The sequence below is a fragment of the Nocardioides sp. CPCC 206348 genome (assembly GCF_048654705.1).
GTDB lineage: Bacteria > Actinomycetota > Actinomycetes > Propionibacteriales > Nocardioidaceae > Nocardioides.
In genome coordinates this window covers 12,592-15,763 of the sequence record NZ_JBMCZA010000213.1, presented here as the reverse complement: position 1 = coordinate 15,763, position 3,172 = coordinate 12,592, and the positions used below count along the sequence as shown (strand labels likewise).

3 protein-coding genes and 1 pseudogene are annotated in these 3,172 nt (G+C 70.1%); 2 read left to right on the top strand and 2 right to left on the bottom strand.

Annotation, left to right across the window (positions count from 1 at the left end):
• Together flgK and flgN are read right to left on the bottom strand one after the other, a co-directional pair.
• Nucleotides 1-896 (bottom strand): flagellar hook-associated protein FlgK (gene flgK / locus ACOADB_RS22660; RefSeq protein ID WP_378603971.1); only part of this gene is annotated, 896 nt, incomplete at its 3' end.
• Nucleotide 897: 1 nt separating this feature from the next.
• Nucleotides 898-1,395, bottom strand: a complete 498-nt coding sequence (flgN, locus tag ACOADB_RS22655; RefSeq protein ID WP_378603968.1) for a flagellar export chaperone FlgN — start codon at nucleotides 1,393-1,395, stop codon at nucleotides 898-900.
• A gap of 218 nt (nucleotides 1,396-1,613) precedes the next feature.
• On the opposite strand from flgN, the gene ACOADB_RS22650 reads away from it, so the two are divergent.
• Nucleotides 1,614-2,459: a sigma-70 family RNA polymerase sigma factor gene (locus ACOADB_RS22650; protein WP_378603965.1), complete on the top strand. Its 846-nt coding sequence runs from the start codon at nucleotides 1,614-1,616 to the stop codon at nucleotides 2,457-2,459.
• 128 nt (nucleotides 2,460-2,587) lie between these two features.
• Nucleotides 2,588-3,172 (top strand): annotated as a pseudogene (locus ACOADB_RS22645) (flagellin); the annotation flags it as partial.

The following is a 3,172-nucleotide window of genomic DNA, read 5'->3' as shown; positions in this document are numbered from 1 at the left end:
GTCGTGAGGATGTCGGTCACCGCGCCCAGCTCTCCGCCGGGCCCGGCCGCACCCGTCGGGAGCGTCGTGCTGCCCCAGTTGGCATCGACGCGGAACGTGATCGGGAGACCGTCCGCCGCGCCGGTCGGTGTGACCCCCGAGGCGACGACGAAGGTGCCTGCCTCGCGGCCCGACACGAGCGCCTCGCCACCGATGCTGACGTCGAACTGTCCGTCCGGTCGCACGGTGGTGACGGCGCCGCCGAGCTCGGCGAGCCGCAGCGCGAGCTGGTCGCGGCGATCGCGCAGGGTGCCGGCGTCCGTACCGTTCTGCTCCGTCACGAGGATGGCCTGGTTGAGCTCGGCGAGACCTGCGGCAGCGGTGTTGATCTCGCTGACGACGTTGTTGAGGTGGACCCGCTGGTCGGCCTCCTCGCCGGTGATGTTGCTGACCTGGATCCGCAGCGCCTGCGCCAGTGTCTCCGCACGGCCGAGCACCTGCTGGCGGGCGGCGTCGCCGCCGGGGTTCAGGGCCAGGTCCTGCCAGCCGTTGCGGAAGTCGAGCATCGCGGCGTACACGCCGTTGGGGCCGGGCTCGCCGATGCCCTCCTCGACGCGGGCCAGGACGGCCTGGCTGGACTCGAGGTAGGACAGGGCCGCGTGCTCGCGGCGGACCCGGGTGTCGAGCAGCGGGTCCACCAGGCGGCGTACCTCGCCGACGGCGACTCCCTCGCCGTGGCCGTCGTAGCGCGACCAGAGGGCCGGGGCTGCGCTGCTGATCGACTCGCCCACGACCCGGCGTCGTACGAAGCCGTCGGTCGAGGCGTTCGAGATGTTGTTGCCGGCGACGTCGAGCGCCACCTGGTTGTAGCGCAGGGCCGACAGCGCCGTGCTGATGGAACCGAAGGAGCCGACCATGTCACAGGCTCCTGTCCAGCAACCTGCTGCGTCGTGCCTCCACCACCGCGGTGCCGGTCGGGCTGTAGCTCTCCGTGCCGGTGCCGCCGATGGCGAGCAGTGTCTCGCGTGCCGACCGGTAGCCGGCGGTGATCAGTCCCCTGGCCTCCTCGGAGGTCTCCGAGATCTCGCGCGCCAGGTTGACCATCGTGTCGCGGTGGTCGAGCAGGATGCCGCGCCACGGGTCGTCACAGGCATCGGCGAGCGCGGCCAGTGCCGGGTTCGGGGACATGCCGACCGACGCGGCGGCCTCGTCGGCGGCGGTCGCCCGCAGCACCTCGGTGGCGCGGAGGTCCTCGAGGACCTCCTCGATCTCGCGGGTGACGTTGACCAGCCAGCGGGTGCGGCCGGTCGCCAGCACCATCCGCTCGATGTCGAGCTTGTAGGCCAGGGTCTCCAGCAGCTCACGCTCGCGCCACAGGACCTGCGACAACCTGTCCATGCCGATCATGTCGACCATTTCCCGAACCTTTCCGTCCGCCCCGAGATGCGGGTGCTGTTGATCCGTCCCATCGCCCATCGGGCCCGGAACCTGAGCGGTTGGACCGGCCGGGTCCTTGCGCGGCGTCACAAGTGACCAGACCCACCCGGGACCCCTGTCCTGTATTGCCCGGCCAATAGGCCACTCGGGACCGAAATTGCTGCGCCACGCCGTGCGCACCCCGGAATGTCGTCTACGTGAACGAGTACGACGGCACCGTCGCCAACGAGACGGACGAACTGATCACCAGCCACATGGCCCTGGTCGGCCACATCGTGCGCGAGACCATGGGCCGCGTGCCGTCGCACGTCAACCGCGACGACCTCACGTCCGCCGGTCTCACTGCCCTCGTCCTCGCCGGGCGGGCCTTCGACGCCGCCCGCGGCGTCCCCTTCGACCGCTACGCCGCCACCCGGATCCGCGGCGCCCTGCTCGACGAGCTCCGCTCGGTCGACTGGGCCTCGCGCTCGGTCCGCCGTCGCGCGCGCGACCTCACCGAGACCCGCAGCCGCCTGGCCGGCCTGCTCGGCCGTACGCCGACCGCCGCCGAGGTCGCGCAGTCCACCGGCATGACCGTCGACGAGGTCGCCGCCAACGACGAGGACGTCGCCCGGGCGCAGGTGCTGTCCCTCCAGGGCTCGACCACCACCCCGATCGAGGAGCTGTTGCCCACCCGCTCCCCCTCGCCGGAGGACCTGCTCGAGCACGCCGAGAAGCTGACCTACCTGCGCGAGGCGATCGCCGAGCTGCCTGATCGCCTTCGCGTCGTGGTGGAGGACTACTTCTTCGCCGAGCGCCCCATGGCCGACATCGCCGCCGAGCTCGGCGTCACCGACTCACGGATCTCGCAGATGCGCGCCGAAGCACTCACCCTGCTCCGCGACGCCCTGAACCACGCGCTCGAGCCCACCCTGGTGAAGACGCCCGGCAAGAACGGTGGTGTCGCCCAGCGGCGCCGCGAGTCCTACTTCGCCGCCGTCGCCTCGCGCCACGCCGAGAGCGGGCGCCGCGGGATCACCATCGCGCTCGACGCCGTGGGCTGAGAACCCGTGGGCTAGAGAAATAGTCCGCAAAATCCCTTGGCCCGGCCGCCGCTCGGCCGATCACCACCTCGAAGGGCGACCACGGACGGTCACCCGGAACATCTGACCTAATCCAGGAGGGAACCATCATGGGTCTTCGCATCAACCAGAACATCGAGGCGACCAACGCGTACCGCAACCTGTCGGTGACGCAGAGCCAGCTCTCGAAGTCGATGGAGAAGCTGTCGTCCGGCTTCCGTATCAACCGCGCTGCCGACGACGCCGCCGGCCTCGCCATCTCCGAGGGCCTGCGCTCGCAGGTCGGTGGCCTCAAGGTCGCCGTCCGCAACGCCCAGGACGGCGTCTCCGTCGCCCAGACGGCAGAAGGTGCGCTGACCGAGGTCCACTCCATGCTGCAGCGCATGAACGACCTCTCGGTGCAGTACAACAACGGCACCCAGAACACCGAGTCGCAGGCGGCCCTGCAGGCGGAGTTCGACGCCCTCCACACGGAGATCACCCGGATCAAGGACAACACCAAGTTCAACGGTGTCGACCTCTTCGGTGGCGCCGCGCTCACGTTCCAGGTCGGCTTCGACAACGCGGACACCATCGACATCTCCGCGACGGCGCTCGCGGACTTCGATGTCAGCGGTGCGGTCATCACGGACAGCAACACCGTCCAGACCGAGATCACGGCAATCTCGACGCAGCGTGCCGAGCTCGGTGCCATC

What these genes read in the sequence shown, in the direction of transcription:
- flgN (WP_378603968.1), bottom strand. Translation starts at nt 1,395, where the DNA reads ATGGTCGACATGATCGGCATGGACAGGTTGTCGCAGGTCCTGTGGCGC.